Source organism: Chryseobacterium sp. D764 (assembly GCF_019317325.1).
Classification (GTDB): domain Bacteria; phylum Bacteroidota; class Bacteroidia; order Flavobacteriales; family Weeksellaceae; genus Chryseobacterium.
On the sequence record NZ_CP079219.1, the window covers coordinates 166091 to 193049 of the forward strand.

Consider the following 26959-nt stretch of genomic DNA (forward strand, 5'->3'; position numbering starts at 1 on the left):
AGCTCTTACAGAGATTTAAAATGTTCAGACACAAAGGGAAAAACAGAACCTATTTTCACAATCTTAAGCTGGCATCAGCACTTTCATTCGTTGCCGGAATAGTAAATATTGTAGGTGTTTTGTCTGTTAAAGTGTTGACAACCAATATAACAGGACATTTTGCTTTCTTTTCTGAAGAGATACTTCTAGATCATTACAACGAAGCACTTACTTACTTTCTGTTTATTATCTGTTTTCTGAGCGGAGCTTTTTGTTCAAGCTTTCTGGTTGAATTCTCGTCAGGGCACAGAACAGTTCGTCCGCATCTCATCCCTTTAATAACCGAAATTTTGATATTAGGATGTGTAGGAATGTCAGATTATAAGGAATTAAAAATCTCGTTATCTCCTTATATCACTGCAGGTCTTTTACTTTTTGCAATGGGAGTTCAGAACTCATTGGTTACAAGAGTATCACAGTCTGTAGTAAGAACAACTCATCTTACAGGGTTGTTTACAGATCTTGGAATAGAACTTTCAAAACTGTTTTTTAAGGAGAGAAAAAATGAACAGAGACAGCTTAAAAAGAATATTACCCTTAAACTGGTTATCATTGCATGCTTTTTTTCAGGATGTATTATTGGCGGCTATAGTTATAATATGATTCAATTAAAAACACTGATTATAACTGCGGGATTATTGTTCTTCGTTATCCGATATGATAAGCTTATGTACAGGTATTATGCCTTGAAAAGAAAGTTGAGATAAGACAAAATAAAAAAGGATATTCCGTTGATTGGAATATCCTTTTTAAATTTATGGAGTTACAGGCTGGATTACAAAAGTCTCTGTATCTGTTGTATGGGCAGAAAAATAACCCAAAGCTCCATTATTGATATTACTTGGTGGATTGGCTGGAGTAGCACCTCCGCCATTGCCTCCGGAAATCTGAAGCAGAGCACTATAGTAAGTGAATATATTGTTATCTATAGACTGCATCTCTACATGGATTTTATCTCCCACAATCACTTCATGATCTCTACCTTTGTTATCGTCATTAGGCAGAATCAGTGGCTGTTGGTTCAGCATTCCGTTATTTACATTGTCTGAAAAGGTATTCATATATTTTTTAGGAAGATCATTGATCGTAAAACTAAAAAGATAACGATTCCCAAGCGGCATCGGATCGGTAAAGATCGGTAAAAGGGTATAAGTGGTTTTGTCACCAAATTTAAATGAACTCTGTTCAAGCCCGTCAAAATCAACAATTTCAGGCATACTGCTCTGAGCGGTATACTGTTTTCCTTCCGCCTGTATTTTCAGAGTATAGGTTCTTCCGGGCTGCCCCACAAAAGTAGTTGTCTGATACATTCCGTTTCCTGTGTACTGAAGGGTTTCGGTTTGGCCGGTATCATCACTTAAAATAACCTGAGCTCCGGTTACAGCCGGATACTGATTAGGCTCTGAGAAACTAACTGATTTTGTGATTTTTACGGTATAAGGCCCCGGTTGGTTGGTTACATTTCCTTCGATGACAATATTTCCGCCCTGATCATTCAGATCCAGATCGATCTCTTTTTCACAAGAGGTTAATGCAAAGAGAGATAATATGATATAAAAAGTATTTTTCATGATTTAAAATTTGAAATTATAAGTGATGTTGGGTACCCAGCGGAACAAAGAAGTCTGCATTGCACGTGTAGTTCCGGGATGGTCAGGATTGTCTTCAAAATTGATTGTGTAGGCATTTTCTCTACCATACAAATTATAAATACCGAAGGTCCATGAACCGCGGAATCGCTTATTGGAAGTTGGCTCATAAGTTGCGCTCAGATCCATTCTGTGATAGGCAGGCATTCTGTCAGCATTTCTGTTGCTGTACTGGAATATTGTTTGACCATTCAGCTCATATTTTCCGGTAGGGAAGGTAACGGCATTTCCTGTGCTGTAAACAAACAATCCTGAAAAGCTCCATTTCGGATTAAGCTGGTAGGTGGCAACGATGGATAGATCGTGTGTTTTATCCATTCTGGCGTTGTACCATTCATTATTATTAATTCCGTCGATCTTTCTTTCTGTTTTAGAAAGGGTATAGGAAATCCATCCTGTAAGTTTTCCGCTTTTCTTTTTGGCAATAAGTTCCAGCCCGTAAGCTCTTCCTTTTCCGAACAACAGTTCACTTTCTACATCAGATCCGGCATCAAATCCAATCTGAGCCCCGTTTTTGAAGTCGATTTGATTTTTCATGGATTTATAGTAAACTTCAGCATTCAATTCATAATTATTATTGTTGAAATTTCTGCTGTAGCCCACACTGATCTGATCTGCAATTTCAGGTTTTACCGTATAGCTGCTTCCTATCCACTGGTCAGTAGGATTTCCACTGTTGCTGTTGCTTAAAAGGTGAAGATTTTGTGTGTTGCGGGAATAACCTCCTTTCACACTGCTTACTTCATTGATGCGGTAGTTTGCACTGATTCGCGGTTCAGGATTCACATACGTTTTTCCGAATTTTCCTTTCTCCAGGAATTTACTGTCGGTAAGGACTCCGTTTTCATACGTATTGAATGTATCTCCTCCCAATACACTGAATATTGCAAGTCTTACTCCGTAATTAACGGTTAACTTTTCCGTTGCTTTAAAATCATCGTTGATGTAAACCGCGTTCTCCCATGAATATCTCGGATTTCTTGGAAAGCTGCTCACCGTAGTACCGGAAGCACTGCTTGGAGTAAGCGTATGATAAATAGACTGAAGACCGAAACGTACAGAATGCTTGTTCCCGGCAAACCAGGTAAAGTCCTGCTTAAGATTCCAGTCACGTATTTTTGAATTTAAATCAAATACAGTATCATCATTTTTCAGACTGATTTTATAGTCATAATTACTGTAGATAAAAGATGTATTGGAGAATAGCTTGCTGCTGATAATGCTGTTCCATCTTAAAGTTGCCGTTGTATTTCCCCAGTCTGTATTGAAAGTATCTCCCAATCCCAAAACATCTCTTCCGAAATATCCTGAAAGGTAAATACGGTTATTTTCGTTGATCTGATAATTGGCTTTCAGGTTGAGATCATAGAAGTATAACTTGTTGTCTTTATAATCTTTGTTGGTTTTAAGAAACAAATCGGCATATGTTCTTCTTCCCGAAACAATGAATGATGATTTTTCCTTCTGAATTGGTCCTTCTACACTCAGCCTGCTGCTGATCAGACCGATTCCTCCATTCAGGTTATAGTCTTTATTATTTCCGTCTTTCATTTTTACATCCAGAACAGAAGAAAGTCGGCCTCCATATTGGGCAGGGCTGTTTCCTTTGATGATGCTGGCATCTTTCAGGGCATCACTGTTGAATGTACTGAAAAAACCAAGAAGGTGAGACGCATTATAAACCGGAGCTTCATCCAGCAGGATCAGGTTTTGATCGGTAGCACCGCCTCTTACGCTGAATCCGCTGCTTCCTTCACCGTTACTTTTGATACCTGGTAAAAGCTGTATGGTTTTCATCACATCCTTTTCCCCAAAAAGAACAGGGAGCTTTTCTATACTTTTTATATTTAACGTTTCTGCTCCCATTTGAGCGGAGGTTAAATTTTTATCCTTTTTAACAGCAGTTACAACTACTTCGTCAATAGCCTTTGTTGTCTCTTCCTGAGGCAGAAGAGGGAGATCAAGTTTTATATTCTGATCTACTTTGATCTGCTGTTCAAAATCTTTATATCCCGGATTGGAAATAATGATGGTATAAGTACCTGCAGGCAGTGATAGAGAGTAAAATCCATACTCATTGGCTGCAACATTGATGGTAGGATCTTCACTTACTTTTACCGATACTCCGATTAACAGCTCACCGTTTTTTTTGTCTTTCACAGTTCCACTTACAGAATAGGTTTGTTGGGCTATTGCCAGGGTACTGAAACAGAGCGCTGCGGTGGCAGCGGTAATTTTTAAAAAGGATGTTTGCATTAGTTTATTTTAAAGTAGTAGATCTCTTGTATAGGAATTAATGTTTTGTTGATGTACGATTAGTTGGATGAACAGGGAATTTGTTACATGTAACAAATTAATTATGAAATAAATCCATTGAAAAAGTGTGTTTTTGAAAATGGTAAAAGCAAGAATAAAATAAGACTGTTACATAAAAAATAATATTATGCATTGTATACTGATTTATTAATTGTTTTTTAGTTAATTATGTTAAAAAATAAATTATTAACGGTTGTTATATGAGCTTTATTGCTGTTTGTTAGGAAAATTATGGAACTGAACACTCAAAAGTCTTTTATATCCTGTGATGGAAAGACTGTTAGCTTAAAAATGCTCCTTCAGAACTTTGATCGGAATTTTAATCTTATCTTGGCTAAGAATTAAGAGGAACGAGTATGGAAAATGTAAAAATCTGGATCAGGAAAAATGGCTCTACAGTAATACTGACAATATTATTCATTATCGTATTGGTGAATAAAGATGCAAAGGCATGGCTGATGAGACAGGTTGCTTCCACGGGAATCCTCAATTCCAGCATATCAGAATCAAAAGAGCATCAAAATACTTCAGCACGGGTTTCTTATGCCGGGTTTCTGGTGAAAAATGAAGATGGAACGGTTATCAATACTGCTGCTTTACAAAACAAAGTCGTTTTCATTAACTTTTGGGCCTCGTGGTGTCCTCCCTGCAGGGCAGAATTTCCCTCTGTGCAAAAACTGTATGATCAGTATAAAAACAATCCGGATATGGTATTTCTTACCGTAAATCTTGATGACAACACCACTCTTGGAAAAACCTACTTAAAAGAAAAAGGCTTTACTATTCCTTTTCTGGTGCCGGCTGGCAATATTCCTGGAATACTTTATAGTGGCTCTTTGCCTACAACGGTCGTGCTGGATAAAAAAGGCGGCATCCGCCTGCATCATAAAGGATTGGCAGATTACAGTAAAGATTCTTTTTACAAACAGATTGATGAACTGTTGAAACAAAAGCCATAATTTTTTCAGCTAATGACTTCTTTACCTTATTGACTTTTGCAGAAATAGAAGCCGAAATACTGAATGTCTTTATGAAAAAAGAATACTTTTATACCACAAGAAATAGAATATGCTGCATCAGCTAAGGACTCACATTGAAAAAATAATCCCTCTTCATGATGATGAATTTGAATTCATATCATCCTGTTTTACCTATAAAAAATATAAAAAACACCAGTTTTTAGTACAGGAAGGTGAACAGGTTCCTTATAATTATTTTGTATTGGAAGGTCTTCTGAAGCTGGTTTATACTGACGAAACCGGAAAAGAGCATATTATAGGATTTGCAATGGAAGATTGGTGGGAAACAGATTTTCCTGCTTACTATCAGCAAACTTTGGCAACGATGTCTTTGGAATGTCTTGAAGATACAGAAGTATTGTGCCTTCAGTTAGAGGATTACAAAAAGCTCTGTGCCCATCTGCCAAAATTGGAGCATTTCTTTCTGGAAAAAGCATATATGGGATTTATTACGGCTCAGCAACGAACCATTTCCATGATGACAACCGGAATAAAAGAGCGGTATGACCAGCTCTTGAAAAAATATCCTTCCCTTGTACAGCGTGTTCCGAAATCTCTTTTAGCTGCTTATTTAGGAGTTTCCAGGGAAACTTTGAGCCGTCTTCCACTATAAAACTGTGATAGAGCTCACACCATAATCGTGATCCGGATCACAGGGTTTTGCTGTATTTGTTCTGCAATTTTGTACTGTAACAAATAACAAATTCAGGACAATGGAAAAAAGAACAGTTAATCCATGGAAATGGCAGGATGAAAGAAGCTATTATCAGGCGGTAGAGGTAAAAAATGTTGAAAGTACCCTATACTGCTCAGGGCAGGCAGCTATTGATCCCGATGGAACATCCAGTGATAAGGATATGAAGTCCCAGCTGGAACAGGCTATTGCCAACTTGGAAGAAGTGATCCGCACAGCAGGATATGAATGTGCAGGAATTGTAAGATTAAATGTCTATACAACTTCTGCAGAAGAGCTTTGGCCTTATTTTCCCATTCTTCAGGAGTGGATTGCCCGGCATAAGATCCAACAGGCTTTAACAATGCTTGAAGTAAATGGCTTATTCGAAACATTAAAGGTGGAACTTGAAGCAACAGTGGTGAAATAAGTGATAAATTTGAGTTAAAAGACAGGCCTTCAAAATATAATTTGGAGGTTTTTTCTTACATTTATTTATACCAATTAATATTGATCAAAATTTTATGAATATTCAACTTTTTTCAAAAAACGCTTTGGTGGGAGGGGCAACTCAGGGAATAGGAGCAGGAATTGCTCTGGAACTGGCAAAATGCGGCGCTAATGTTACCGTTATGGCCCGCAATGAAACAAAACTTAAAGATTTCGTTTCTTCCCTGCCGGTACTCAATCCGGAACAGAAACACGAATATCTGGTGGCTGACTTTTCGGACTTTGAAAGTTATAAGAAAATTATTACAGGATATTTTAATGATCATTCGATTGATATTCTGGTTAACAATACAAACGGTCCGGAACCAGGTTTGGCACTCGATAAAACCCCGGATGATTATCAGAAAGCTTTTGATCTTCTTTTCAAAACGGTTTGCGAAACAACATTATTGGTCTTACCTCATATGATCCAACAGAAAAACGGCCGTATTATCAATGTCTCTTCTTTGTCAGTTAAAGAACCGATCGGAAATCTTGCGCTCTCCAATTCTATCCGTTCTGCTGTCATTGCATGGGCAAAAACCCTGTCGAATGAAATTGCACAACATAATATCACCGTTAATAATGTTCTGACAGGATATTTTGATACCGAACGAATTCAAAAACTGGTTACTCATGAAGCCCAGCAAACGGGTGCTCCCGCGGAAGAAATAAAAAAAGCAAGAGAAAATAAGATTCCTATGAAAAGATTCGGGCAGCCGGAAGAATATGGTCATCTGGTAGCTTTTCTGGCTTCAGAATATTCAAATTATCTTACCGGAACAAGCATTCCTTTGGATGGAGGATTGAGTAATACGTATTAAAAATTTATATAAACCAAGATATTTTAAACCACAAAAGACACAAAAGTTTTTAAGTATTAAGCTTAATCATTAAAGTACACTTAAGTTTTTGAAAATCTTTTATTTTCTCTCTTATTTGAACTTTTTTATACATATCGTTTTAAACTAATAAATTGAAATAAAGCTTTTATGACTTTTGTGGTTAGAAAAAAAAATAATTAAATAGATTTTCTTTCATGTAATAAACCCTTTCCCCCGGTTGTCATATACATATTGAAAAATAGTATATGAAAAACTGGTCTTTTAAAAAATGGAACACCATACTGGGTTGGTTCCTTTTCGCTGTTGCACTTGTCACTTATCTTTCAACAATGGAGCATTCCCTGAGCTTCTGGGATTGCGGAGAATATATTTCTTCTGCGGTAAAACTTGAAGTGACCCATGCTCCGGGAGCCGCCTTATTCCAGATTATGGGAGCGGTGGCAAGTATTTTTGCGTTGGGGAACGAAGAGCATTATTCCCTTGTGATCAATGCGATGTCAGCAGTATTCAGTGCATTTACCATTTTGTTTCTGTTCTGGACGATTACCCATTTTTTAAGACGGCTTTTGAATAAGGATTTTGATGATATTACCAAATCTCAGGAAATTTCAATCCTGTTTGCCGGAGTCATCGGGGCTTTATGTTTTACTTTTTCAGATACATTCTGGTTTTCAGCGGTAGAAGGAGAGGTGTATGCAATGGCTTCACTGTTTATCGCGTTGCTGGTGTGGCTGATCACCAAATGGGAGAATGAATCTAAAGCTGCCGACAGTGAGAGATGGATCATTCTTATTTTCTTTGCCATAGGACTTTCTGTAGGCGTGCATATGATGTGTATGCTGGCTATTCCGGCCATATGTCTGGTATATTATGCCCGTAACTATACTTTTATATGGAAGAGTTTCATAGCTGCCAATCTGATTACATTAGGAATTCTTGCTTTTGTATTCAAGATTATTTTCCCTTTGGTGATGACCATGTTTGGGAAACTTGAAATTTTCTTTGTGAACGGGCTGGGACTTCCTTTCCATTCAGGGACAATTGTGGCATTTGTTCTTATGATTGCAATCAGTTATTTCCTGATTAAATATGCGAGGAAAACAAAAAGAAAAGTCTATCAGACGATCGTTTTATCCCTTGTGTATATGATGATTGGTTTCTCTTGCTGGCTGGTAATTCCCATCAGGGCAAACGCCAATCCACCGATGAACCTTAATGATCCGGATACAGCGATAGGAATGAGAGATTACTATAACAGGGTACAATATGGTGACTGGCCAACGATTTATGGACAAAACTATACTGCATTTCTCGACAGAAACGGTTTGGAAAAAGATGAGGACGGAAGTTACAAAAGAGAAGTGACAGGAGATATTTACGAAAAAGATGAAAAAACAGGAACCTACAGAAAAACCGGGGAACGATTCAATTATGTGTTTAATAAATCGCACATCAGCTTCATGCCAAGGATGTTCAATGAAGATAAAGAGGTTACAGCAAATTATATCGCCTTGTACGGTGCTCCTGATTTTACCTTCAATTATGATAATGAAGAGGTAGCAGACAATCCGGAGGCTAAAAGGATTTTTGATGAACTGAGAGCGAAATATGAGGGAGATTCCATCACTGCAGAAGATTACCTGAAAGTAAAACCCTATGATCTTATTAAGGTACAACGCCCTTCCTTTGCTCAGAATATGGAGTATTTCATCTCTTTCCAGAACGGATACTACTTTGTCCGGTATCTGATGTGGAATTTCGTAGGAAGACAGAACGATCTTGAGGGACATATGGAAAATGCCAATGGCAACTGGATCTCAGGATTTTCCTTTATTGATAATGTTTTGCTGGGTGATCAGGATCATATGCCTGCTAAATTTAAAAATGAAAGTACCGTCAAATTTTTCTTTCTGCCATTGATTTTAGGACTTATCGGTTTCTTTTTTCAGCTGAACAGGGATTTCGGGCGATTTTATGCTATCCTGTCGCTGTTTGTTCTTACAAGTATGGGAATTGTCTTCTATACCGGGGTAAAGCCATTTGAAGTAAGAGAAAGAGACTATGCGATGGTAGGTTCATTCTATGCCTTTGCCATCTGGATTGGTCTGGGAGCAGGAGCTGTACTTTGGCTGATTCAGTCTAAACTTAAATCTAATGCAGTCAACATTATCTTGGGAGTCGTGTTGTTGGGAATTCCTTTTATGATGGGGTTCCAGAATTATACTTCACACGACAGGAGTAAAAAGACCGCAGCCCGTGATTATGCCTATTCATTCTTACGTTCGCTGCCTAAAGATGATATTCTTTTCATTTATGGTGATAATGATACTTTTCCCGTATGGGCAATTCAGGAGACAGAAAGATTCAGGGATGATGTGAAAACAGTCAATTTTACCCTTTTAGCCACTCCATGGAATATAGATCAGGTAAAAAGAAGAACATATAATGCCAAAGGAATTCCGGGAGAACTCACTCATGAAGAATACAGAGACGGTGTCAATGATCAGGTTTATCTGATGAAAAAAGAAGATTGGGAAGGCTTTTTCCAGATGTTGAAAGAACAGGGAGCACCAGACACTGCTTTTCAGGAGTTCAGAAAATATCTTACCCAGGATTCTCTGACGGTGAAGGATGCTATCAGATTCTTAAAACTTAAATCATCCGAAAAAGATGAATTGCTGAAGATGTACTTCGGGGAAAAGCAATATGAAAAATATAATATACTCCCGGTAAATAAATTTATACTTCCGGTAAATAAGGAAAATGCTGTAAAATCGGGGATTATCAATCAGGCTGATCTTTCTAAGACAGTAGATCAGATTATGATCAATTATGAAGCGAATACCCTTTACAAAAGCAATCTGATGATGTTGGATATGCTGGCTAATTTCGACTGGAAATGTCCCATTAATTTCTCATCAGGTGGAATGTATGAAAGTGAGAATATTTTTTACCTTGACGAATATCTGCAGTTTGATGGTTTCAGCTACAGACTTGTTCCTATTCACACGCCTCAGAGTCCGGATGGAGATAAAGGAAGGGTAGATGCCAATTCGCTTTATCAGGTGGTGAAAAACTTCAGATGGGGAAATTTTAAAGACCTCAGTATTTATTATAATGAAACGGCTACTTCCAATATTTTAAGCTACAGAATGTCGGTAAGCAGGGCTGTATCTGCACTTGTGGTAAGCGGCCAGAAAGCTAAAGCAGTAGAGCTGCTGGATCTTGTAGCGAAAGAAATTCCAGTGGAGAAATATAATGATCCACGGTCATTAAGCTCAATGGTAACAGGATATATTGTTGCAGGACAGGAGCAGAAAGGTCTTCAGCTGGCAGAAACCCTTAAGAAAGGAATATTTGAAGAATATGATTACTATCAAAATCTTTCTCCGGCATTTAAAGCAGCTGCCAGAAAGCAGATGAGGTCCAAACCAATGGAATATGCATTAGTTGTTTCAGCTGTTACAGAAGCTTACAAAACATTGGGGCAGAATGAAAAAGCACATGCCTATCTTCTAAAGTCAATTGAGCCGATTGATAAAAAATTCAGTGTTTTTATAAACGGACTGCTTCAAATGGGGAAAGAGAAAGCGATAAAAGAATCGGAAAATGTACGACAGATTGCTCCTTTTTACCAATATTTATTCAATGTTATGGAGCCTTTTGATTCTGCATATTCCAGGAAAAAGGAAATTGAAATTACCAATGCCATGATGAAAGCAACACAATAAATTATAGATAGAAAAGCCTTTAAATTCAATATTTAAAGGCTTTTTAATATAACATAAATAATAAAGTCAGGCCTATTTCCAGAATTCATCTTCATAGTCGTCTTTTTCTTCTGTATGAATATCATTCAGTTCTTTTCCGATTTTTTCCAGAGCAGGAACTTCCAATCTTTCTTCAAGATGAGGAAACCATTCACGTTCTTCAAAACGGATATGCTGTTCCAGAAGATCGGCAAAATCTGAGAAAAGATCAATGTTTTCTGAGGATGAAATTTGAGAAACAATATTCTGAATATGTCTGTGCTCTTTCCGTATGCGGAGCATATATTCATCTTCAAGATAAAGAAACAGAATTTCTTCTTCTTCCCTGAAATGTTTTTTCAGATGATGATTCCAGAAATACAGAATATAATCTCTGATCCGGGAAACCTCAATTTCTTTTTTCAGTCCCTGTCTTATTTTCCAGCTGCACAGAAGCCCGAAATGATGATCTTTGGAAAGCGGGATAATATTTTCATTTCGTTTCATGATTTTTTGATTTAAGGTAATCAAACCCCATAAGTTGAATAACCATGAGGTTTGAATAAAGAATGCTAACGTTTTTCTTTCAACGACCAACCCAATTTAAGTCCGATGATGAATAGTACCAGAAGCAGCTCACCTGCAGCCAGTAAAATATCTCCCGGCACACGCATCCATCTGAGGAAGTGCATGATATCCGTCTGCATAAATTCCGCAGAACGGGCATACCAGTACCCTTCTTTTATAGAGGCTACCGACTGCATAATGCCTATAGGAAGAAGACTGATGGTTACCATGACCAGCAATCCGATATTGGTAAGCCAGAAAGCCCAGCCTATTAATTTGTCATTCCATTGTCTCTCAGGATAAAGTCCCCGTAATACAAACAGCATTAATCCGATTCCTAAAATTCCATATACTCCGAACAGGGCAGCATGACCATGAACAGCAGTGGTATTCAGCCCCTGAATATAGTAAAGCGCAATGGGAGGATTAATGGCAAATCCGAAGATTCCTGCACCCAGAAAGTTCCAGAAACACATCGCAATGAAGCAGTAGATTGGCCATTTATAAGCCTGAATCCATTTGGTTGATTTACTCAGCTGGTAATTTTGGTAGGCCTCGTAACCAATCAGGACAAGCGGTACAATTTCCAATGCACTGAAGGTAGCACCTAATGCCAGCACAGCTGTAGGAGTAGCACTGAAATAAAGGTGGTGGAATGTTCCTAAGATCCCTCCGGCAAGAAAAATAATTGTAGAGAACAATACCGAATTCGTAGCAGATTTCAATCTCAATAATCCTAATCGGGTGAATAAAAATGCTGCGACTACCGTTGCGAATACTTCAAAAAAGCCTTCTACCCAAAGGTGAACCACCCACCATCTCCAATATTCAGCAATGGCCATATGGGTTTGTCTTCCATACATTAATCCTGCCCCATAAAATAGCGCAATAGCTACGGCTGAAAGAGTAAACAGGGTCAGTAAATGACGATCTCCATCCTTACGTCTTAAAGCAGGCAGCAGGGCTCTCACCATTAAAACCAGCCATAAAATAAGGCCAATCAGCAGTAAAATCTGCCAGATTCTTCCCAGTTCCACATATTCATAACCCTGATGTCCCCAAAGGAAATTATCAACAAGGCCAAGCTTTTGCATGACGCCAAGCCATTGCCCGGTAAGAGATCCCAGAACAACGATCAGTAAAGCTCCGAATAAGATATTCACTCCCAGTTTCTGGTACTTCGGTTCATGTCCCGACACAGCCGGGGCAATATAAAGTCCTGTTGCCAGCCATGAGGTAGCAATCCAGAATATGGCAAGCTGTACATGCCAGCTTCTGGAAACTGACTGAGGTAAAAACTGATCCAGAGGAATACCATAAAATCCACTTCCTTCCACACCATAGTGAGCGGTAACGACTCCGGCAAGCATTTGAACCAAAATTAGTAAAGCAACTACCCATATGTATTTTAAAGTAGCTTTCATAGAAGGAGTAGGCTTCATATTTCGCAACGGATCTTCAAGGGGAAGGATTTCACTTACTTCTTCCTCTTTATTTCGGGCATGGTAAAACACCAGAAGACCTACAGCCCCCAACAGAAGTAATATGCTGAAACCTGACCATAAATGCAGTGAAGGGGGAGGAACGTTTCCTACCGATTCATCATGCGGCCAGTTGTTGGTATACGTCACATCATCTCCCGGTCTTTCCGTAATACAAACCCATGTGCTCCAGGCAAAGAAAGCATTCATTTGAGCCATTCTTCCGATATCTTTGATGGTATTCTCCGGGATTGCGTACTGATCCCGGAGTTTTGCCATAGAAGTATCATTCATAAATAATTTTGAATAATACTGAGCTAATTGTTTCTGTACTTCGGCCCGTTCGGGAGAGAAAACAATTTCATTATTGTTTTCATTAAAGGTGTTGGTACGAAGCTCTTTCTTCAGCAGTACCTTATATTTGGCCTGCTCATCATCCGGAAGGTCTTTATACACTTTACCATCTTTTTTGGCCAATTCATCAAGCAGCAGCACAGATTCCCTGTGAAGGTAATCCGCAGTCCAGTCCGGAGCAATATAAGCACCATGTCCCCAGATACTTCCTACCGTTTGCCCTCCAATAGACTGCCAGACATTCTGCCCGTCTTTTATATCCTGTTCGGTAGCGAGCACAGTTCCATCCGTGCTTACTACTTTATCAGGAATTGGGGGGATTTTTCTGTAAATTTCAGTTCCATAAAAGATAAGAACAGCAAACGAAGCAACCATTACTACAGCAAGCCATATCCAAAGTTTTTTAGGTGTCATTCTGTATTAGTTTTTAAGATTCAACGGCAAATTCTTTCTCCAGTCGGATAGCTTTTGGGAAAAGGATATTATTTTCAAGATGAATGTGTTTATGCAAGTCATTTTCAAAATCCTGAAGCATGGCAAATGCTACTTTGTATGTGTTGCAGGCATCTGCGGGAGGAAGATATTCATCCGTAATTTCGGCAATCTTTCTGAAACGTTCACCTTCCACTGTATGCTCGTGCTGCATCATATTAACAGGGTTTTCTACTGTTCCGAAAGCAGGTTGGGGGAGCGCTGTGCCTGATATTTTAGCCTTCATCATATTTCGTACAAAAGGAAACAGGATCAGTTCTTCTTTTTTCATGTGAGCGGCCAGATCGTGAGCCGATTCATTGAATAATGTATTAATTTCAAACAGCTCCGGATGTCTGTCTCCATGTACTTTACATAATTTATCAAGGAAAGCTTGCAGCACAGGCGTTTTTTCTTCTACATAACGATGATGGGTTTTCTCAATATAATCTGCCAGCAAATCCAAAGGCCAGCTATTGAAATCTATTGCAGATCCTTCATTTTTTGGAAGCGCTTCCAGTTCCTCATAAATTTTTTCCGGAGCCAATTTTTTATTACTGCAGGCTTCTTCTATGGTTCTTCCTCCTTTACAGCAGAAATCGATTCCATGTCTTTTAAAAATTGCTGCCGTTCTGAAATCTTCAGCAACCATATTTCCTATAAAGTCTGTTCTTGTATTCATAATATAATACTTTTTTATCTTTTATTATTTTAAATTTTTTAAAACCTATTTCTTAAGTGACAGAATGTATTTTACCATCAGCTTGGCGTTATCTTTGCTCAATCCTGCATGAGGAGTCATGGGAATTTCTCCCCAATTACCTTTACCGCCGTCAATAATTTTCTGTGCAAGCATATCAAGATCTGCTTCTTTGTACTTTGCTGCAACTTCCTGATATGCGGGGCCTACAAGTTTTGAATCGATTTTATGACACGATAAACAGTCTGTTCCTTCCACCAGGGATTTTCCTTCAGCAATTTCTGCATCAGCTCCTGAAAGTGGTGTGGATGCCGGAGTTGCAGCCTGGGGTTTTGGTTCTTCCAGCATTGTATTGGTTTCCTGCGGCTGAGGAATGGGATCTGTACCTTTTTTATCTGAACATGATGTTACAGCAAGTGAAAACAGTGAAACTGCTACAAGTAATTTTTTCATAATCTTATCCATTTAAAGTTGTATTTGTTTTTTTATTTCGCTCACAATAGCTTCGTAATCACTATCGAGACCTTCTTTTTGAAAAGCAAGAGTTCCCTTTTTTGAATACACTGTAATGATGTTGGAGTGGGAGAATTCTATAGGAGATATCTGCTTGTATTTTACAGCCATTATATTGGCCAGTTCTCTGGTATCTTCTTCATTACCCCGGATGAAAGTCCATTCTTTTTCATCGAATCGGTTTACATACAGGTATCTCTTCATTACTTTTGGAGTATCATTTTCCGGATCAATGGAAATTAATACATACTGAATATCCTCTGGATTTGTTTTTCCTACTTTCTGGGCGATCGTTCTCATTTCCGCGGTCAGTTTTGGGCAGGCCGTTTTACAGGAAGTGAAAATCATTGCAGTCACCAGTACTTTTCCTTTCAGATCCGAGAATGTAATATTCTCACCATTCTGTTTCTCCCAGTTTGTCTGTACATTGTAGATAGAATCAGGGGTTATCCCTTCATTTTTCTTGCTGCAGGATATCATCATCAAAGCCAGCAGCATGAGGGTTATATTTTTCATAAGGGTCAATTTTTGTTTTTAGCACATCTGAATCCGAGATTATTAAGGCAGTAATCTGCTTTTATACTTCCCCTTAATGCATACCGGATAAAGGCTGCATAATTTCTTAGATCAGAAGAAGTTACTGCTGCTCCGGCACAGAAGAGGTTGTCATTCACCGTATTATCTTTTCTGGATTCTCCACTCATCATTACCGAATTGAAATCATAAGTCCATTCCCAAACCATTCCATACATATTATAAATTCCGTAATAATTAGGAGGTTCTTGTTTTATAGGTTGTTGGTTTTTATCCTTTTTTTGATAAGCTTTCAGAATATAATCTGTAAAAGCGGGATCCCTGGAGGCATCCGGAGTATATTGATCTGCCAGTGCCGCATATTCCCATTCGTCGATTGCCGGAAGTCTTTTTCCTGTACTTTTAGCATAGGCTTCAGCGGCAAACCATGAAATATTGGTGACAGGTGCTTCCGGGCTTATTCCTGCCGGGATTTCATAGTCACTTTTCCAATGTTTCAGGTAATTACTGTCTGCATAGAGTCTTAGTACTTTGCTTCGTGCCCATTGAGGATTTGCTTTAAGAAATCCAAGATATTCCCGGTTCGTAACAGGGCTGTCATCCAGGTAAAAAGTCTGTACTCTTACAATCCTTCCTGAATCTTTGCCTATGAATGCCTTATATGTTCCTCCCTGTATTCTGATCATTTTTTTCTGACTTACAATCAGGTTTAAATGTTTTTGGGCTGGAATTTTTACTTTCGCACTTTTCGTCTTTTCGGAACAACATGTCATTACTGAACAGACTGCCAGACCTACTATAATTACAAAAGTTCTCATTACTTCTCTTTTAAAATCCCAATGAACCTTAATTCATTACTGGTTCTTTTTATACACTGCCAGATTGTCTGGTCCGGTTACTTTAATCTTACCTAGAGCACCTTTGTTGAATGCCCTGAAAATTGCATGATCTACAATCACATATTCTCCGGGAACTGTCGCTTTAAACTCTACAATAGACGCCCCGCCGGGAGGAATTACAGTGGTCTGTACATTATCATTTATTTTGCTGCCTCCTTCGATGTATACTTTGTCAAAGATTTCCCCGATAATATGGAAAGAAGAGGTAAGATTCGGGCCGCCGTTCCCTACAAAGAACCTTACTGTTTCCCCTGTTTTTACCTGAAGTTCTTTATCGCCTAAAAGAGAGGCTGTATTTCCATTGAAGACTACATATTCAGGATGCTCAGCAATCGCTTTATCCATGTCAAACTCCTGCAAACCTTTATCTCCGAATTTTCCTTTCGTGTAAAAATCTCCCTGCATGATATAGAATTCCTTGTCTACTTTTGGAAGTCCGCCTTCAGGCTCTATAAGAATAAGACCGTACATTCCGTTGGCAATATGCATTCCTACAGGTGCTGTTGCACAATGGTAGACATATAATCCGGGGTTGAGTGCTTTGAAAGTAAAGACAGCTTCTTTACCGGGAGCCACAAAAGTAGCTTCAGCACCACCGCCAGGTCCGTTTACAGCATGAAGGTCAATATTATGGGGGAAGGTATTATTTTCATGGTTTTTAAGATGAAGTTTAATATCATCTCCAACTCTTGCCCGGATAAAGCTTCCGGGAACTGTTCCGTTGAAAGTCCAGAAATTATACTGTGTCCCATCTGCAAGTTCTCCCGTTTTCTCTATCGTTTCCAGTTTTACAATGATTTTTTTAGCAGCACGGGTTCCAACAGGGGCGGGAACATGAGGTGGAGCGGGCATCTTTAATTCTTCACTTGTTCCATCCGTTTTTATATTCTCCGTATTGGTACCATTGACTGTATCGGATGAAGTGCTTTGTTTACAGGCATTGAATATCATTACTGTGCATAATGCTGTGGTGAGTACGATCGTTTTTTTCATAATAAGGGAATTAATAGTTTAAATTTTTCTGTTGGAGTAAATATTGTGCAGAGTTGCTTCAGTATTCATTTTTTTGTTTTATAAATTGTAAGCTGATGGCTATACACAGAAATATTGCTTTGGCAGATTCAGCATAGATGAAATAATTATGCATTTCTGACGATAAAACCGGTTTTCCAGCTGATAACAACTGGGCCCGGTTATCAAGGGCAGGGAGCATCCAGAATTTTTCTAACAGCAGGATGGCTAATAAAACGGCTATTATTATAAAGTCTGTTTTCGTGTATTTTTTTCTGCTTACGAACATTCCTGCTACAATAAGAATAAGGAAAACACATTGTATTTTAGTGGATATTCCGAACATCATCATTCCCAGCTCAAGGGCTACAGGAAGTGTCATTCCCGGAACCTGAAACTTCATGGGGGTTTCCAGAAAACTGACCGTGATAAAAACACCTGCCATCAGGCAAAGCATCATTAGCACCAATGGGTTTTTAGCATTCAGTTTCATTTTTATTATTATTTGAGATATTAATACCTTTTTATCTTTTATTAAATTGTTTTCTGAGAAAATTTTGTTAAATAATCGATAAATATTTAGTCTTTTAATTTTAAAAATAGGAACCAGATACTTATATCATGAGCAGGGATATCTTTATCCTGAACTGCTGATGAACTGTAATTTTTACCGGTTTTTGAAGGTGCTTTCTTCTCCTTTTCTTATACAAATATAAAATCTATTTTAAGGATAAAAGAGTGAATTGTTTTTTATTTGTTCTGACTTTTATCACCTTATTTTCACTTTCAAAATTTATTCTTTTGTTGCGATAATCACCACAGCACACATGTTTTGTTCATGTTTTTTGAATATCTTTTTCATTTTGAGCACTCTCTTTCTGATGGAAGGATTGAGTAATATATTTTTAGCAATTTTAATGGCTCCGGAAACCCCTTCGTCATCAATAATTCTTTGAGGTTCCAGAAGATGCATGGGTGCAGTTTCTACTTTCAGTACTTTAAATCCTTCTTTTTCCAATAATGTGGTCCACTCAGAAACGGTCAGCGGACGTGCATTCACCTTGATAGCCAAAGCCAGTTCCTTCTGAATATGCAGTTTTACATTACTGTCGAGATTCTCCGGTCTTAAAGCCAGTTCATGAATTGCATAATATCCTTTAGGTTTCAGGATTCTGTAGGCTTCCTGAATAATTTCTGCTTTCCGGTGATCTGCATGCATGCTCAGCATCGCTTCTCCATAGACTTTACTGGCCGATTGTTCAGGTAAAGAACTCTCTGCTGCATTTCCCAGTTTAAATTGGGCTGATATCCCTCCAAATTCCCTGTTAAGATACTCTACGGCACTTTGTTCCGCATCAATTCCTATATAAGAACCAGGTTTTTTTTCCAATGTCATGTGCGCGGTGAATCCAAGACCGGGAGCAAATTCCACCATATCATCAGCAGAGGTGATGTCCAGCATTGATAACATTTTTTTGGTCAGCGCAAGACCTCCGGGACGCAACACTTTTTTACCGATTTTAGCCAGTAACCAGTGTCCGGACATTTTCTCAATATTTTCTGTATGCATTAGATTGTTATTTAATAAGTTAATGAAATTATAAGACCCCATTTTTTTGAATTTATTTAATATATAAAGACTTTTTTGTCTTTTATTTATTTAAATTTTTTTACACCTTCAGATGGGTTAGTTTTAAATCCAGGTTATCAACAAAAGCCTGAATTTTTGAAGTTTCAAGCATGATACGAAGATCTTGTCTGATGCTTTTAAACTGCTCATGCAAAGGGCAGGGATGTATTTCTGAGCATTGCTCCAGACCAAGTCCACAACCGGAGAAAAGCTTATCACCATCAATTTCCCTTACAATATCAGCAATGGAAGTATTCAGGTTTTTCTGATCCATATAAAAACCTCCATTCGGGCCTTTGGCAGATTGTACAAATCCTTTTCTGCTCAGGTCCTGCAAAATTTTGGCGATAAAGTGTTCCGGCGAATGAATGCTTTTTGAAATGTCTTTAATCCCGACCCTGCTGCCATTTTTAGACTGCTGGGCGATGTAGATCAAAGCTCTTAAGGCATATTCACAGGTTTTTGAAAACATTTTTCTGAGTTTTATGATACAAAGATAGAAAGATATTTTTAATAAAAGATAAATTACTCTTTTATTTTTTTAAAGCTGACGAAGGTCATAAATAAACTGGCTATCCGATGGAACTTTGAGTCGTTTTATTACTCTTTCTCAAGTCTGAAGGTCTGGATTGTGTAAATTCGCGAAAAGTATCACTAAAGGCGCTAATGGAACTGTAGCCTACATCATCAGCAATTTCATTGATAGGCTTGTCTGTATTTAAAAGTAATTCAATGGCTTTGATGATTCTTAATGTTTTCAGGTATTGAAGAAAAGAAATATCCATATCTGCTTTGAAAAGTCGGGACATAGAGCGTTCACTCAGGCCAAATCTGGTGCTTACATTGGCCAAAGTAAGTTTTTCGCTGATATTCCATTCCAGATAAGATACAATTTTCATCATTTGTTTGTTGTGAGTGGCAGGAAGAATGATGGGTAACGGCTGTTGATGGGTTTTGGGCAGTATTTTTTTTAAAGCGACCAGAAATTCAAAATTTTCGTCTTTTGCAGTAACATGTTTTTCATCCCATATTTCAGTATACTTGATCATCTGAATCAGCAGTTCTGATGCCGGATATATTCCCAGTCTGCTGTAGAAGGGATCTGAGAGGTCATCATGAGCATAGAAATAAAGAGAACGAAGAACTGTGGCGGAGTGTCCGATCTCTAAAATATGTTCCATTCCCTGCGGAATCCAGAAGAAATGCCGGGCCGGAACCACATACGTCCTGTTGCTGATCGTAATATAGGCAATACCACCTTCCACATAGCTCAGCTGTCCTTTCGTATGCTTGTGGAAAGGAATCAGTTTTTCCGATTTCTCGTGCATAACAAATACACTTTTGTCGTCTTTATCAATATCAGGAAGTGCAGCAATTAATCCCATAAAAAAATATAAAATACCAATGAGAATGCAAATATAATCATTTGGCCGGAATCATGTAAAAGTTGACTATTTTAGATAAATATAATTTCCGGATTGAGGATAAATTTGCAGTGCAATAATTCAAAAATTCAAATGAAAATTTATGTCGCCGGATTGCTGATGCTGGGAATTTCCTACACAATATCAGCTCAGACAGGCAGTTCAACAAAGGATACCCTACGACTCTCCTTAAAAGATGCATGGCAAAAAGCTGAAGAAAACAGCCGTCATATCAGAATCAATACCACCAATGTAGACATTGCGGAAGCTGAAGTAAAAGATGCAAAAAGAGAACGGCTTCCGGAAATAGAAGTTAAAGGTTCTGCAGAAAAAGCGTCCAACATTCCCATCTATGAAAACGGAATCTTTTCCAAACCAACCCAGCATGAAGTCATTCACACGCTTTACCGGGCGGGAGCAGATTTTTATCTGAACATTTATAACGGAAACAAGCTGAATCTTAAGATTAAGGAAAATCAGACTCTTCAGAAAATTAAGGATATCCAGAAAGAGCAGTCTGTTTCTGATATTCATTATAAAACTGCAGCGCTTTATCTTGAACTCCAGAAAGCTTTAATTTTCAGAAACCTTATACAGCAAGATATTGCCGATCAGAAGACACAGCTTAAAGAAATTCAGGCCCTTTATAAAAACGGAGTCGTTTTAAAAAGTGATGTTTTAAGGATTGAGCTTGAACTTTCAAAACGGAAGATGGCTTTAGTAACTATAGAAAATGATATTCTCATTGCTACACAAAAGCTGAACATTATCCTGGGTATTCCTGATGAGCAGATTGTTATTCCTGAAGCACCATTTAATCAATGGAATGAAAATACTCCTTACAATGACTATTTGAAACTGGCGCTGGATCACTCTTTCAGTTATCATGTCTCTGAACAGCAGACAGAACTGAGTAAGATAAAACTGAAGCAGGTAAAAGCCAATGTAAGACCTAAAATCGGGATGTATGGTGAATTCTACTATGCCAATCCGCAGATTTTTCTTTATCCCTACAATCCTTATTGGTATTCATTGGGAATAGTTGGAGTCAAGGCATCTTTTTCCATTTCTTCTCTTTATCATAATACCCATAAAGTAAAAGTCGCACAGTTGGAATTTGAAAAAGAAGAGGAGGTACACAAGGATACAGAAGATAAAGTAAGACAACAGGTGAAAGAAGCTTATCTGAGGTATCAGGAAGCTCTTGAGCAGATAAAGGTAGCGGAAGCCAATGTCATTCAGGCCAAAGAGAATGCACGTATTATTAAGAATACTTACTTCAGCCAGACTTCTCTTATTACAGAACTGCTGGATGCAGATATACAGCTTCTTCAGACAAAATTTGAACTGGAAGCAGCAAAAATTATGGCACAGAACAATTATTATTTACTACAAAACATTACAGGCGTTTTATAATACAATGAAAAAAAAATATACTCCCACGGACAGGTTGATCACAAAGATCACAGGATGGATTTCAGTCTTAATCGTTGCCGCACTTGCCATATGGGGCGGTTTTACTCTAAAGAACTATTATGCATATGAACAGACCAATGATGCACAGGTTCAGGAATATGTGAACCCTATTATTTCAAGAGCCGGAGGCTTTATCGTAGCTGTGAAATTTGAAGAAAATCAGGAAGTTAAAAAAGGGGATACGCTTCTGATTATAGATAACCGTGAATATATCCTTCAGCAAAAACAGACTCAGGCAGCTCTTCAGAAAGCCCGTGCCCAGCTGAAAGTATTGGAAAGCAACACAGGTACCACAGAAAAAGAAGCTGCAGCAGCAATGGCTCAGATAGATGCCAATAAAGCAAAAGTATGGAAGCAGCAGCTTGATTATAACAGATATAAAAAACTCTATGATGAAGAATCTGCCACAAAACAGCGCCTTGAAGATGTAAAAGCAACGTTGGATGTCAATGAAAGTGATTACAAATCTTCTCAGGATAATTATGCAGCTTCAAAATCAAAAATAAATGATATTCAGGCAGAAAAAACAGTTGTACTGGCAGAAATTGTAAGACTGGAAGCACTGCTGGACCGTCATAAACTTGATGTCAGCTATACTGCAGTTACTGCTGCTTATGACGGAAGAATGGGGAGAAGAACTGTTGAAGTTGGGCAGATGATTGATGCCGGAGAAACGTTGGCATTTATTGTCAATAATGAAACAGATAAATGGGTGGTTGCGAATTATAAGGAAACACAGATCAAGGATATGCATATCGGGGATCATGTGAAAATTGTAGCAGATTCTTATCCTGACAGGGAATTTAAAGGAACTATCATTTCGCTTTCCCCGGCTACCGGATCAAGTTTTTCATTACTGCCACCGGATAATTCTACCGGGAACTATGTGAAGATTGTACAGCGTATTCCTGTGAGAATAAAAGTAGATGGAACAAGAAAAGATATTGATGTGCTGAAAGTGGGAATGAATGTGAATGTATATGCCGACAAAAAACATTCTAATGGCTAAAAGACAAATGCCCTTTTTCAAAAAATGGGCACCGGAATGGCTGATCAAGATCATTCTCTTTTCGATGACTCTTCCGGGAATCATTATATTTTTTCTTCCTTTAGCTAATGTGAATGCCGCAGCGGGATATTATGGGAGCGAACCAGCGGATATTCAGTTTTCTGTAGCACTGTTTTATGCAGGATATGTAGGATTTTACAGTTTGGAAAGAAGATTTTTTAGCTTTCTGGCTGCAAAGGAATATTTTCTTCTGTTTACCACACTGCAGATTTTGGACTGCCTCGTATGTTATTTTACCCGTGAAATTTATATCCTGTTTCCGGTGCGTTTCATGCAGGGAATGTTATTTGCAGGAAATGTGAATCTTTCGCTTACCCTGATTTTTACGAGGCTGAGCAGTGAAAGAGGAAGGGAGATTAGTTTTTCAGTGTTCTTCGGAATTCTGATCTGTGCGCTGCCGTTTAATAATCTGATCACTGCGGATCTTATTGATTCCTATAATTTTAATATTGTCTATAAAACGGCAATATTCTCTTACCTGCCGGGACTTATTTTCCTCACTCTTGCCATGAGCAATTACAGAACCCATGCGAGATTTCATCTGTATAAGCTGGATTGGCAGAGCTTTGGGCTGTTCAGCACGATCCTGGTACTGGTAGGATATATTACCATTTTTGGACAGGAATATTACTGGCTGGAAGATAACCGGATTCTGGGTAGTGTCATAGGAATTGTTGTTTTGGGAGGGATATCCATTTTCCGCCAGCAGGCCATTAAAAGACCCTATATTGATCTTCGGATTTTTAAATACAGAAACTTTAAAGTAGGGTTGCTGATCCTTTTTGTGATGTATATCTGTCGGTTTGCCTCAGGAATTGTCAACAATTATTTTGCTTCAGAACTGCATCTGGATCCGTTTCATATTTCCTATATCAATATTTTCAATCTTGCAGGGTTGGTTGCAGGGGTAATTATTGCCTGCTGTATGGTTTTGCAAAAGAAAAATATAAGGTATATCTGGGGCTTTGGATTTCTAATGCTTTTGATCTTTCATGGATTAATGTATTACTCTTTTGATGTTCAGGCTGATGAGTTTAATTATTATATTCCGTTGTTTCTCCAGGGATTGGGGGTAGGATTGATTATGGTTCCGACTATTATTTTTATTATTTCTTCAGTTCCTGCTAATATTGGTCCTTCAGCTGCTGCAACGGCTCTGGCAGTCCGATATCTGGGATTTTGCATCAGTATAGCACTGATCAATTTTTTTGAATTGTTTGAAAAAAGCCGCCATTATAATGCTTTTCAGGATCATTTAAGTGCTGTGGATCCGGCAGTCAAAAATTTTCTTCATCAGCAGACAGCTAAACTTATTTCCAGAGGGATGCCTGAAGACAAGGCGGTAAAAGCGGCCAATAAGCTGCTGGTAGGAAGAATGAATGTTCAGGATCATGTCCGTTTTGCTATGGATTATTATGAAATGATGATGTGGCTGCTTGCGGCTTCACTGTTATTGATTTTTCTTTTTCCCTATCTGAATCGTACAGCTCTTTATTTGAAATCACGAAGACTGTCACCAGCTTAGGTGAAATTTTTAATGATTTGGAAAGTATAGCTAGTTAAGCTAATTTTATAGTAGAGTGCTGAGACTGTCTTATAAATAAGGCAGTCTCTTTTGTTATGACAGAAAAAGTAAACGTATTTTGGCCGGAACTGTATGTTTTTTGTCATTGCAGACAAGGCACTTTCTCGCTACATTTGTACTCATACAGAATGAGATATGAAGAAAGAAGAACAGCATACCGGAAAGAAAAATATAGTGCTTTTAGCATTACCACAGGTACAGCTGCTTGATATTGCCGGACCGTGGGATGTTTTTACATCAGCAAACCGCTTTCTGAACAGCGAAAGTAAGGATTCGGGTTATCATGTTCATTTGGTATCCGGCACATCAGAAAAGATAATATATTCCGGTTCTGGAATGCCGTTGTCATGCAGTCACACCATTTATGATATCGACTTTCCTATAGATACTTTACTCGTAGCTGGTACCAACTTGAGTGTGCTGGACGAAATCAGTCCCGATGTCTATCTTTATCTTCAAAATATAACACCACAAGTAAGGCGGATGGGATCAGTATGTGTGGGAGCATTTGTACTTGCCAAAGCAGGCCTGCTGGATGGCCGGCAAGTCACTACCCATTGGAAATTTGCAGATATACTGCAGAAATCTTACCCAAAGTTAGAAGTCAATGTTAATCCATTTTTTATTTGTGACAAACCCATCTATACTTCAGGAGGTGTTTCTTCAGGAATGGATCTTGCGTTGGCACTCTTAGAGGAGGATTTTGGTAAAGCTTTGGCAGCAGAAGTTGCCTGCCATCTTGTTCTGCATTTAAAAAGACCCGGAATGCAGTCTCAGTTTGGAAATGCATTGCCGGAATATGAAACGATGTCTCCCTTTACAAAACAGGTTCGAGATCTGTTGAAAGACAAACTCGGAGAGATGGTAACCGTAGAATTCATTGCTGACTCTCTGAATATGAGTGTCCGCAATTTTTCGAGGGTATTTGTAAAAGAATCAGGATTAACTCCTGGCCGGTTTCTGGAAAAAATGAGGCTGGATCAGGCCAGGAATCTGCTGGAATATACTGATATGAGTATAGAGATCATTGCTGATAAGTGTGGCTTTAGCAGTGTTGTTTCGCTGCGTCGTTTATTCATTAAAAATATTTCTCTTACCCCGGCACAATACCGGAAAACATTTAAGCGCATAGAATAATCATTTTTCCCTTGCTTGTTTACAATAAAACTGATGATCATCAATTGTCAGTAAGGAAGAGCTATGCCTTTATTCTCAAAATAATCATCTTAAAAATAACAGAATTATGAAACACGTACAAAACAGTAAAACAATGAATGTAGCGTTTTTAGTCTATGATCAGGTAGAAGTACTTGATTTAAATGGTCCTTTGGATGTTTTTGTTAAAGCAAATGTCATACAGCCCAACAGTTATTATTGCTTTACAGTCGGAAAAATAAAAGAAGCCATATACACCGAAGCAAATACGATGGCTGTTATTCCTACCTATGACTTACAGACGTGTCCAAAGCCGGATATCATTGTCATTCCCGGCGCAAACCCTGACCATATTATGAAATATATTCAGGATAAGGATTTTCGGGAAACTGTGCTGAAATGGATTAAAAATCAGTACGACACCGGAACTGTTGTATTTACTATATGCACGGGAAGTATGCTGCTATCGGGGACGGGTATACTTGCTGGTCATAATATCACAACTCATAGTATGCTGTTAGACGTTTTGGAACAGCACAATCCTGAAGCTAATGTCATCCGGAACGTACGTTATATTGATCAGGAACAGCTGATAACAACTGCAGGAATTACAGCCGGAATTGATGCTGCTCTCTATCTTATTGGAAAGCATCTGGGCCAGGAAACCGTTGATACTATCGTTAAGCTTTTTGAATACCAGAATAGTAAAGCTGATGTTTCAATGTAAAAGAATTTGATTAATCATTTTTGCCGACTGTAATGAGCCGGCAATTTTTTTTAAAGAGAGTTTAATTAATATCGGAAGCTGAATAGTTTAATACAAAGAGGAATAAGGCCTATTGAAATAGCAATATAAATAGCTACCCGAATATAGTTAAGGCTTTTCCAAAGTGAGATTCTGGATAATATTTCTTCTGAAACAGAAGAGGATGTTGCCAGGTTTTGAAACTGTATAATGTTTGGTGCGAAAAAGGCTAATGTCCAGACTCTTACTGCTGCATGAATGATGAATAAAGCCAGAAGCCAGTTCCTTACCGGATCAATTTTCCAGCAAAAAAAGAGGGCAAGAATGAAGGCAATTTCGTGAAGGGAATGAAGGATAATCCAAAAAAACTGCAGACTTGTTCCTTTTCCGTTCTGAAGCAGCTTAAAGGTGTCGGGTTGGGAAGAAGCCCATTTAGGCACAAATACAAGAGTTTCGAAAATCTGTGCACCATTCATAAGGAAGTAAAGCAATGTCGTAATGCAAAGCCATATTTCTGCACGGGTAATTGAAGTGACGGTTAAACTTTCCATGGGTTTATTATGGTT

General features: G+C 38.3%; 24 protein-coding genes and 1 pseudogene. 11 read left to right on the plus strand and 14 right to left on the minus strand.

Translation table 11 applies throughout. From position 1 onward, the window contains the following. The first annotated feature begins 20 nt into the window (after window positions 1-20). Window positions 21-746: a YoaK family protein gene (locus KYG33_RS00760; protein ID WP_077414770.1), complete on the plus strand. Its 726-nt coding sequence runs from the start codon at window positions 21-23 to the stop codon at window positions 744-746. Window positions 747-794: 48 nt separating this feature from the next. Here the strand turns inward: KYG33_RS00760 and KYG33_RS00765 are convergent, their stop codons facing one another. Next, the gene (locus KYG33_RS00765) at window positions 795-1610 is read right to left on the minus strand and encodes a DUF4249 domain-containing protein (protein ID WP_180565628.1); all 816 of its coding nucleotides are present in this window, start codon (window positions 1608-1610) and stop codon (window positions 795-797) included. Between the two features lie 3 nt (window positions 1611-1613). After that, window positions 1614-3944, minus strand: a complete 2331-nt coding sequence (locus tag KYG33_RS00770; RefSeq protein WP_077414766.1) for a TonB-dependent receptor — start codon at window positions 3942-3944, stop codon at window positions 1614-1616. A 416-nt stretch (window positions 3945-4360) separates the two neighbouring features. Between KYG33_RS00770 and KYG33_RS00775 the strand changes: the two genes are divergently transcribed. The 5 genes from KYG33_RS00775 to KYG33_RS00795 all read left to right on the plus strand — a co-directional run bounded on the left by KYG33_RS00775 (window position 4361) and on the right by KYG33_RS00795 (window position 10761). Next, window positions 4361-4963 (plus strand): TlpA family protein disulfide reductase, encoded by a 603-nt coding sequence (locus KYG33_RS00775; protein WP_219072491.1) that lies wholly within the window; start codon window positions 4361-4363, stop codon window positions 4961-4963. Window positions 4964-5072: 109 nt separating this feature from the next. Next, window positions 5073-5636 carry a Crp/Fnr family transcriptional regulator gene (locus KYG33_RS00780; protein WP_219072492.1) on the plus strand — a complete coding sequence of 188 codons (564 nt, stop codon included), beginning with the start codon at window positions 5073-5075 and terminating at the stop codon, window positions 5634-5636. Window positions 5637-5736: 100 nt separating this feature from the next. After that, complete coding sequence (locus KYG33_RS00785; RefSeq protein ID WP_219072493.1) at window positions 5737-6126, plus strand: RidA family protein; 390 nt, start codon at window positions 5737-5739, stop codon at window positions 6124-6126. Between the two features lie 94 nt (window positions 6127-6220). After that, complete coding sequence (locus KYG33_RS00790; RefSeq protein ID WP_077414758.1) at window positions 6221-7009, plus strand: SDR family oxidoreductase; 789 nt, start codon at window positions 6221-6223, stop codon at window positions 7007-7009. 266 nt (window positions 7010-7275) lie between these two features. Beyond that, window positions 7276-10761, plus strand: coding sequence for a DUF2723 domain-containing protein (locus KYG33_RS00795; protein ID WP_219072494.1), 3486 nt, complete (start codon window positions 7276-7278; stop codon window positions 10759-10761). A 72-nt stretch (window positions 10762-10833) separates the two neighbouring features. On the opposite strand, the gene KYG33_RS00800 is transcribed toward KYG33_RS00795, so the two are convergent. From KYG33_RS00800 to KYG33_RS00850, 11 genes and pseudogenes are all read right to left on the minus strand, one after another. After that, on the minus strand, window positions 10834-11286 hold the full coding sequence (locus KYG33_RS00800) for a hemerythrin domain-containing protein (RefSeq protein WP_219072495.1): 453 nt from the start codon (window positions 11284-11286) through the stop codon (window positions 10834-10836). Between the two features lie 65 nt (window positions 11287-11351). After that, the gene (locus KYG33_RS00805; RefSeq protein WP_077414752.1) at window positions 11352-13595 is read right to left on the minus strand and encodes a nitric-oxide reductase large subunit; all 2244 of its coding nucleotides are present in this window, start codon (window positions 13593-13595) and stop codon (window positions 11352-11354) included. 13 nt (window positions 13596-13608) lie between these two features. Continuing rightward, window positions 13609-14334 carry an iron-sulfur cluster repair di-iron protein gene (ric, locus tag KYG33_RS00810; protein WP_219072496.1) on the minus strand — a complete coding sequence of 242 codons (726 nt, stop codon included), beginning with the start codon at window positions 14332-14334 and terminating at the stop codon, window positions 13609-13611. A 45-nt stretch (window positions 14335-14379) separates the two neighbouring features. Next, a complete protein-coding gene (locus KYG33_RS00815; protein WP_077415858.1) occupies window positions 14380-14805 on the minus strand; it encodes a c-type cytochrome in 426 nt (141 codons plus the stop codon). Window positions 14806-14817: 12 nt separating this feature from the next. Beyond that, window positions 14818-15381, minus strand: a complete 564-nt coding sequence (locus KYG33_RS00820) for an SCO family protein (protein WP_077414748.1) — start codon at window positions 15379-15381, stop codon at window positions 14818-14820. 5 nt (window positions 15382-15386) lie between these two features. Further along, window positions 15387-16217, minus strand: coding sequence for a formylglycine-generating enzyme family protein (locus KYG33_RS00825; RefSeq protein WP_257468873.1), 831 nt, complete (start codon window positions 16215-16217; stop codon window positions 15387-15389). 39 nt (window positions 16218-16256) lie between these two features. Next, window positions 16257-17249 (minus strand): annotated as a pseudogene (gene nirK / locus KYG33_RS00830) (copper-containing nitrite reductase); the annotation flags it as partial. A gap of 100 nt (window positions 17250-17349) precedes the next feature. Further along, complete coding sequence (locus KYG33_RS00835; RefSeq protein WP_180565636.1) at window positions 17350-17802, minus strand: hypothetical protein; 453 nt, start codon at window positions 17800-17802, stop codon at window positions 17350-17352. A gap of 300 nt (window positions 17803-18102) precedes the next feature. Continuing rightward, complete coding sequence (locus KYG33_RS00840; protein ID WP_077414740.1) at window positions 18103-18879, minus strand: class I SAM-dependent methyltransferase; 777 nt, start codon at window positions 18877-18879, stop codon at window positions 18103-18105. 100 nt (window positions 18880-18979) lie between these two features. Next, window positions 18980-19411: an RrF2 family transcriptional regulator gene (locus KYG33_RS00845; RefSeq protein ID WP_047384164.1), complete on the minus strand. Its 432-nt coding sequence runs from the start codon at window positions 19409-19411 to the stop codon at window positions 18980-18982. A gap of 100 nt (window positions 19412-19511) precedes the next feature. After that, window positions 19512-20324 (minus strand): AraC family transcriptional regulator, encoded by an 813-nt coding sequence (locus tag KYG33_RS00850; RefSeq protein WP_077414738.1) that lies wholly within the window; start codon window positions 20322-20324, stop codon window positions 19512-19514. Between the two features lie 132 nt (window positions 20325-20456). Here KYG33_RS00850 and KYG33_RS00855 point away from each other — a divergent pair, with 132 nt between their 5' ends. The 5 genes from KYG33_RS00855 (at window position 20457) to KYG33_RS00875 (ending at window position 26375) form a co-directional block, all read left to right on the plus strand. Further along, window positions 20457-21779, plus strand: coding sequence for a TolC family protein (locus KYG33_RS00855; protein WP_219072497.1), 1323 nt, complete (start codon window positions 20457-20459; stop codon window positions 21777-21779). A 4-nt stretch (window positions 21780-21783) separates the two neighbouring features. Next, window positions 21784-22848: an HlyD family secretion protein gene (locus KYG33_RS00860; protein WP_077414734.1), complete on the plus strand. Its 1065-nt coding sequence runs from the start codon at window positions 21784-21786 to the stop codon at window positions 22846-22848. Then, window positions 22841-24433: a beta-carotene 15,15'-monooxygenase gene (locus KYG33_RS00865; RefSeq protein WP_257468874.1), complete on the plus strand. Its 1593-nt coding sequence runs from the start codon at window positions 22841-22843 to the stop codon at window positions 24431-24433. Before KYG33_RS00860 ends, KYG33_RS00865 begins: the two co-directional genes overlap by 8 nt. A gap of 195 nt (window positions 24434-24628) precedes the next feature. Further along, window positions 24629-25630, plus strand: coding sequence for a GlxA family transcriptional regulator (locus tag KYG33_RS00870; protein WP_077414732.1), 1002 nt, complete (start codon window positions 24629-24631; stop codon window positions 25628-25630). 106 nt (window positions 25631-25736) lie between these two features. Continuing rightward, window positions 25737-26375: a DJ-1/PfpI family protein gene (locus KYG33_RS00875; protein WP_219072499.1), complete on the plus strand. Its 639-nt coding sequence runs from the start codon at window positions 25737-25739 to the stop codon at window positions 26373-26375. A 65-nt stretch (window positions 26376-26440) separates the two neighbouring features. Here the strand turns inward: KYG33_RS00875 and KYG33_RS00880 are convergent, their stop codons facing one another. Continuing rightward, a complete protein-coding gene (locus KYG33_RS00880) occupies window positions 26441-26944 on the minus strand; it encodes a transposase (RefSeq protein WP_219072500.1) in 504 nt (167 codons plus the stop codon). Window positions 26945-26959 lie beyond the last annotated feature (15 nt).